We start from the raw sequence: 7,381 nt of genomic DNA, 5'->3' as shown, positions 1-7,381 counted from the left end.
GCGGGGTGGAGCAGCTTGGTAGCTCGTCGGGCTCATAACCCGAAGGTCGTCGGTTCAAATCCGGCCCCCGCAACCAAATACAAGACGATAGATTGAGTACTTATTTAGTATACAATTGTTAAGTCGTCTACGGATGCGCCGCTTGATTCAACGCCTGCTTCTCGCAACCAATCACATCGCTCTTTTCATAATGCTGCGAAGCATGAATCCCCAAAAGCTAAACTTTTATCCGCATCATATGATGTCGGACGATTTCGTTTGTGTTTAAAACACGATATGAATCGGCTGACGTACAAGTATGATGAGGCTTCGCGTGTTTTATCTACTTTAATTAACAGAGTTATCCACATACGTCGTTCTGTGGATAAGTTGGTTGATAAAGTGTTTTTAGCTTGACTTTTTATGATGGGGAAGAAAGATCTTTTCTCTAAAATGAAGTTGAAACAACAAAGAAATACCAATTAAATCTTTGTTATATAAAGAAAAAATAAGTTTTTTGTCGGATCGAGTACGTTAAAATACGATCATTAACTGGTATTTTTTTGATCCTAGTCATTTCTCCGAGCTGTGTTTAACTTTTTTCTGCTAGCTTGTTTTTCTTGAATCTCAAATTTTTTTCCACATTACAAAATTGAGAACAAGGTCATGAATTGAACATGCAAAAGTACTTTCAATCTCTTGCATATAGACTACGCTCTATGCGTCTCTCGGCAGTCCCTTCTCGACTATCCTTATTAAGCGTTGCTTTTTCGTCTCTATAGATGAATTACTCTCAGTGGGGAGTTGATTCAGTTGCTCTGTCAAAGCCCATTTAATGTGCTCATCAAGTAATTTATTTTCACCTTGCCGACTTTCCAGCGCATCTATGATTCGCTGACTATATTCTGCATTACCAAGTGCGACAGCGATGTTACGTAGCCACTGTATATGACCAATACGACGGATAGCGGAGCCTTCCATATTTTTTAGAAAAGTCGCTTCATCCCAGTTAAACATGTCGACGAGGTCAGGGTTTTTGAAACTGTCACGACGGTGGAAATCATCTTGCTCCGTTATGTCGGCGTAGCGGTTCCATGGGCAAACCAATTGACAGTCGTCACAACCATAAATGCGGTTACCCATTGGCTTTCGAAACTCTTCAGGAATCACGCCATCGAACTCGATGGTGAGATAAGAGATACAACGCCGGGCATCGACAACTTTGTCTTCAACGATGGCTTGTGTTGGGCATGATGTAATGCATGCTTTGCATTTACCGCACTGATCAACGCTTGGCTCATCTACGGGTAGTGGTAAGTCGATAAGTAGTTCACCTAAAAAGAACCACGATCCACAGTCTTGATCTAAAATCAGGGAATGTTTCCCGGTCCAACCTAAGCCCGCTTTTTGGGCGAGAGGTCGCTCTAATATTGGTGCGGAATCAACGAAAGGTCGGTAACCATATTGACCAACCTCTTGTTCAATAAGTTTGCCGAGCTTATTTAGCTGCTTTCTGACGAGCTTGTGATAATCGCGCCCTAGTGCGTAGCGGCTAATATAGGCATGACTTTTATTCGCGAGGTTCGAAGCGAATTGAGCCTCTGGTGGCAGATAGTCCATCCGGACGCTGATAACACGAACGGTTCCCGGGAGTAGCTCATGGGGTCTAGCACGCATCATACCGTGACGAGCCATCCAATCCATTGAGCCGTGATAGCCTGCATCAAGCCATTTTTGTAGTGCTGCTTCATGTTCACTCAGATCAACGTCGCAGATCCCAACTTTTTGGAAGCCGAGTTCTTTTCCCCAAACTTTGATTTGTTGTGCGAGTTGTTCGTAGTTCATGTTAACCACCGGAATAAAGGGGGGCGGATCTTAACGGATCTCTGGCTTTGGTGCTACCCAGTTAGGTACGTTTTTGATGTTGTGAATACTGCTTATTGAAGTCATTTGCATATATTCTAAATCTAGGTCGATACTAAGATGATTAAGATACCGTTTATTGGATACTTTTTTCGCACATATGACATTTGAAAGCTTGTCTCTCAAAACCAACACGGTTTACTATTCCTGTTCTTTTGATTTTTATATAGTCAACGATCATTAGTTAGAGAAGCATCAATGAGCACGAAACAATTCAATTTAAAAGATGAGCATGAAACGGTTGCACTAGGCACCGCTTTGGCTCAGCTTTGTTCCCAGCAAACCACAATTTATCTGCATGGTGATTTGGGTGCAGGTAAAACAACCTTTAGTCGTGGTTTTGTCCGTGCTCTTGGTCATCAAGGTAACGTGAAAAGTCCAACTTATACTCTAGTCGAACCGTACCAGTTGGATCAGTGGCAAGTATATCACTTCGACCTTTATCGTCTTGCGGATCCTGAAGAGCTTGAGTTTATGGGTATTCGAGACTATTTCACAGACGATGCGATTTGCTTGGTTGAATGGCCTGAAAAAGGGCATGGCTTACTGCCACAACCGGATCTTGATGTAAACATTCGCTACCAAGGTGAGCAACGTGTAGCCGAACTAACAGCTAATAATGATTATGGTGTGCAGTTACTCAGTCGATTGGAGCTATGTTGAGTTTTTCAAATTTTAGAGTAGTGGCGACGTTTGTCGCCACTTTTCTCCTTCTCATCCCCAATTTAGCATTTGCTAACGTCGTTAAGAGTTTTCGAGTTTGGCCTTCACCTGATGAAACACGTGTTGTCATCGATTTAGGCTCGGAAGCTGACTATTCCTATTTCTCTTTATCAGGGCCGGATCGCCTTGTCGTGGATTTAAAAAGCACGACGATGCAGGCCAAACTGCCTGTTACTGTTACGGATAGCCCTGTTTTAAAACTGGTACGAAAAAGCTCGCCTCCAGAGAAGGGCACTTATCGTTTGGTGTTTGAACTAAAAAAGAGCGTTCAAGCGGAATTATTTAAATTAAGCCCAACACCAGGTGGGCAGTATGGTCACCGCTTGGTGATTGATTTACCGCACGGTAAGAAGGCATCGACCTCTAAACCGAGTAAGCCAGCGGCGGCCAGCAAAGACATGAGTTCAGTTCAACGAGCTCAAGAAGTGTTAATTGTTATCGACCCTGGTCACGGTGGGGAAGACCCTGGCTCTATTGGCCCTTCACGTCGTAAGTACGAGAAAGATGCGGTATTGAGTATCTCAAGAAAAATTGCTGCTCAGCTCGATGCGACTCCTGGTATTAAAACGCGCATGACTCGTACGGGAGATTATTTTGTAAACTTAAACCGTCGTGTCGCGATTGCTCGTGAAAATGATGCGCACTTGCTGATCTCCATTCACGCAGATGCGTTTACTTCACCGAAGCCTCGCGGTGGATCGGTCTTCGTACTAAATACTCGTCGTGCAAATACCGAAATTGCTCGTTGGGTCGAGAACCATGAGAAACAGTCTGAGTTATTGGGCGGCTCGGGTAATGCGTTCTTCACGAAGACAAAAGATCGTAACGTGAACCAAACTTTGTTGGACTTGCAGTTTAGTCATTCACAAAAAGAAGGTTATAAGCTGGCAACAGAAATCCTAGGTGAGATGGGACGTGTTGCGCACCTGCATAACACCAAACCGATCAACACCAGCCTTGCGGTTTTACGCTCTCCACAGATTCCGTCTGTGCTAGTGGAAACGGGCTTTATTTCTAACCCAACAGAAGAGCGTTTACTGTTTCAACGAGCGCACCAAGATAAGTTAGCTCAGGCTATCACTAAGGCGGTCGTCAAGTACTTAAAAGATAACCCACCAGAGGGTACGGTGTTCTCGCCTTCAGCGAAGCCAATGGTACATATTGTAAAGCGTGGCGAGTCATTATCGGTGATCGCGAACAAATATGGGCTTAGCTCTAAAGCGCTGATGTCGGCAAACAACTTGAAGTCGACAGGCTTGGCAATTGGTCAGAAGCTCAACATTCCTTCTGCTGGTACGATTAAAGTGCCAAGTAAACCGATTACTGTTGAGACAGAAACCATTACGCACAAGGTTAAGTCTGGTGAGTTCTTAGGTAAGATTGCGAATCACTATAAAGTGAAGGTTTCAGATATCCGCCGAGAGAATAACTTGAAGTCAGATACCTTGTGGGTAGGGCAAAAGTTGAAGATAACGGTCGCGGTAAAAGATAAACCGATTCGTAAGCACAAGGTTTCTCGGGGTGAGTTCCTTGGCAAAATAGCGTCCAAATACGGCGTTAGCGTATCGAGCATTCGTAAAGCGAATAACTTACGCTCTGATCAGCTAGCGGTTGGGCAAGTCCTGATCATTCCAAACAAGTAGGTGAGCTTCTAACTCATTATGACGATTAAAATTTTGCCAGCCAGACTTGCAAACCAAATCGCCGCAGGGGAAGTGGTCGAAAGACCTGCTTCTGTGATTAAAGAACTGGTTGAAAATAGTCTTGATTCTGGCGCAACTCGAATCGATATCGATATCGAGAAAGGAGGCGCAAAGCTGATTCGTGTTCGTGATAACGGAAAAGGTATCGCGAAAGATGAACTTGGCTTAGCGCTCAGTCGTCATGCGACATCTAAGATACATACCTTAGATGATCTCGAAGCCATTATGAGTCTAGGTTTTCGCGGTGAAGCGTTAGCCAGTATTAGCTCAGTCTCGCGTTTGACGCTCACGTCGCGTCCTGCGGCACAAGAAGAAGCCTGGAGTGCCTACTCCGAAGGGCGTGATATGCAGGTGAAGCTTAAGCCAGCAGCGCACCCGATTGGCACGACTGTTGAGGTGTTGGACTTATTTTTTAATACTCCAGCGCGTCGCAAGTTTCTTCGTACGGAGAAAACCGAATTTGCTCATATTGATGAGTTATTGAAACGTATTGCGTTAAGCCGCTTTGATGTCACCATCAATGTGCGTCATAACGGCAAGATCATCCGTCAATATCGCGCGGCGAAAAATCAGCTTCAAACCGAAAAGCGTATTGCTGCTGTCTGCGGTAATGCGTTTGTGCGGCATATGCTCAGAATCGAGCTTGAGCATCAAGGGTTAAAGCTACATGGGTGGATTACCACGCCAGAGGGAGCAAGGCAGCAAAGCGATTTACAATATTGCTATGTGAATGGCCGAATGATGCGTGACAAATTAATCAATCACGCGATTCGTCAAAGCTATGAAATGAGCTTAAAGCCAGATCAGTTTGCTGCGTATGTGCTCTTTATTGAGCTAGATCCGCACCAAGTAGATGTGAATGTTCACCCTGCTAAGCATGAAGTGCGTTTCCACCAAGCTCGTTTGGTGCATGATTTCATCTATCAAGCTTTGACGGATGCACTTGCGCAAAGCGCCGTGATTGATAAACCACAGGTGAATGAATCGGCATTTCATCGCGTGGAACCGACTGAGTCCGAAGAGATTGAGCATTCGCCAGAGCCTGAAAAAGTACAAGAGCCAGCATCTTCACCAGTACCAGAGCGGGTTTATCAAGCGATAGAGAGTACACCGGCTTATCCTGGACGCAGTGATTATGAAGTGAAGCCTCGTAATAGCGGTCCTAGTGAAACCTCCGTGCGAGAGGCGCGCGTAGTGGAGTCATTCAAACGTAATGATTGGGTGGAATCCAAACCTGCACCAAAGCCAAGTCACAGTAAAGAGCGCCACGTAGAACCAGCGCCAACTAAACAAGAAGTACGCGCTTATCACGAGCTGTTGAAAACGCCAGAGTTTGAGGCTCAGGCAGTCACTCCAATAGCGCCCCAAACGATAACTTCGCACACATCAATGCCATCGATTACTGCATTGGGCAAAGCGCTGATGGTGGTCGATGAACAATTTGTTTTGATGAGCAGTGACAGTGGGGCGGCGTTAGTCTCGTTACCTAGAGCAGAATTTTATCGTGTAAAAGGCCAGCTCACTCCAAGCGATGGTGCACTCAAGGCACAACCTCTGCTTGTTCCTCTATCTATTAAGTTAGAGGCCGAATTAGTGAGACTGGCCCAAGATTATCAACAAGATTTGGCATTGCTTGGTATTCAATTGAAAGCGAGAAACGAGCACGCCTTAATGGTGATGGGCGTCCCAGCTCCGCTGCGTCAACAAAACTTACAAAATTTAGTACCAGATCTGTTATCTTACGCGCAATCTTGTGTGAACGAAGGTATAGCAGCGGCTCAGATGCTGTCTGAGTTGATAGATTGGCTCGCATTACAGGTCACGACAATGAAGAGTCACTATACTTTTTCTGAAGCCATTCAAATTATTGCGGAACTTGAACAGCTAAGACATGGTCAATTGCCATTAGAAGATACAAAATTCGTATCCGCTGTTGATTTCTCTGCCACGATAGCCAAATTAAAACCATGACAGATAAACTACCTTTGGCGCTATTTTTAATGGGGCCAACTGCATCAGGCAAAACTGAGCTGGCGATTCGTCTTCGTCAAAAATTTCCGGTTGAGATCATCAGTGTTGATTCTGCTTTGATCTACAAAGGGATGGATATCGGTACGGCGAAACCGGATGAAAAAGAGTTAAGTTTGGCGCCTCATCGCTTGATAGATATTTTGGATCCAAGTGAATCTTACTCTGTCGCCGACTTTCGTCGAGATGCATTGAAAGCGATGGATGATATTGTTGCAGAAGGAAAAATTCCACTTCTTGTGGGTGGAACAATGCTGTATTACAAGGCGTTACTTGAAGGTTTATCACCACTTCCTGCTGCAAATCCTGAAATTCGTCAGCAAATTGAACAAGAGGCATTGACTAAAGGTTGGTCAGTGTTGCACGATGAACTCAAAGAGGTTGATCCTGTGTCAGCCGCGAGAATCCATCCCAATGATCCCCAACGTTTATCTCGGGCATTGGAAGTTTTTCGCATTTCAGGTAAAACTTTGACTGAATTGACTCAAACGAAAGGTGAAAGCCTACCATACCGAGTCAAGCAGTTTGCAATAGCTCCCAAGGATAGGGCAGAACTTCACCGTCGGATTGAACTCCGTTTCGAGAAGATGATGGAAGCGGGCTTTGAAGAAGAAATGAAAGCGTTACATTCGCGAAAAGATCTTCACCCCGATCTTCCTTCCATACGATGCGTTGGCTACCGACAGATGTGGGAGTATTTAGATGGGGAGTGTACACGTGACGAAGCGGTATTTCGTGGCGTATGCGCGACTCGTCAATTGGCCAAGCGTCAAATCACCTGGTTACGCAGCTGGGATGATTTAACTTGGTTGGATAGCGAGAACATTGAACAGGCATTAGAAACGATGTCGGAAGCAATAGCATCTGATTGACATAGCTGTGTATAATGTGATCGTTTTTGCGTGAACGCACTCTCAAAGGATCTGTTGTTGGCGGTTTTTATACTATGCTGCTAATTACTTAGAGTGCATTTTTGATTCGTTTAGCTCAGATGCAAAAGCCGTATCTTTTGCATTGCACCACTA

5 protein-coding genes are annotated in these 7,381 nt (G+C 44.9%); 4 read left to right on the top strand and 1 reads right to left on the bottom strand.

The genetic code is table 11. The annotated features are described in order from the left end of the window. Positions 1-696: 696 nt before the first annotated feature. Positions 697-1,824 carry a tRNA epoxyqueuosine(34) reductase QueG gene (queG, locus tag R7Z10_RS21755; protein WP_005381370.1) on the bottom strand — a complete coding sequence of 376 codons (1,128 nt, stop codon included), beginning with the start codon at positions 1,822-1,824 and terminating at the stop codon, positions 697-699. Positions 1,825-2,100: 276 nt separating this feature from the next. Between queG and tsaE the strand changes: the two genes are divergently transcribed. From tsaE to miaA, 4 genes are read left to right on the top strand one after another with little or no spacing between them, the layout of a single operon-like run. Next, complete coding sequence (gene tsaE / locus R7Z10_RS21750; RefSeq protein ID WP_005381372.1) at positions 2,101-2,565, top strand: tRNA (adenosine(37)-N6)-threonylcarbamoyltransferase complex ATPase subunit type 1 TsaE; 465 nt, start codon at positions 2,101-2,103, stop codon at positions 2,563-2,565. Further along, positions 2,559-4,268 carry an N-acetylmuramoyl-L-alanine amidase gene (locus R7Z10_RS21745; RefSeq protein WP_005381374.1) on the top strand — a complete coding sequence of 570 codons (1,710 nt, stop codon included), beginning with the start codon at positions 2,559-2,561 and terminating at the stop codon, positions 4,266-4,268. The genes tsaE and R7Z10_RS21745 overlap by 7 nt, the downstream gene beginning before the upstream one ends. A gap of 18 nt (positions 4,269-4,286) precedes the next feature. Beyond that, positions 4,287-6,299, top strand: a complete 2,013-nt coding sequence (mutL, locus tag R7Z10_RS21740; protein ID WP_318105926.1) for a DNA mismatch repair endonuclease MutL — start codon at positions 4,287-4,289, stop codon at positions 6,297-6,299. Beyond that, the gene (miaA, locus tag R7Z10_RS21735) at positions 6,296-7,228 is read left to right on the top strand and encodes a tRNA (adenosine(37)-N6)-dimethylallyltransferase MiaA (protein WP_005395375.1); all 933 of its coding nucleotides are present in this window, start codon (positions 6,296-6,298) and stop codon (positions 7,226-7,228) included. The genes mutL and miaA overlap by 4 nt, the downstream gene beginning before the upstream one ends. The last annotated feature ends 153 nt before the right edge of the window (positions 7,229-7,381 follow it).

It is taken from the genome of Vibrio sp. Vb1018 (assembly GCF_033338775.1).
Classification (GTDB): Bacteria; Pseudomonadota; Gammaproteobacteria; order Enterobacterales; family Vibrionaceae; genus Vibrio; species Vibrio alginolyticus.
Note: the sequence above shows the minus strand (reverse complement) of the source record. Positions and strands in the feature narration are given on the sequence as shown.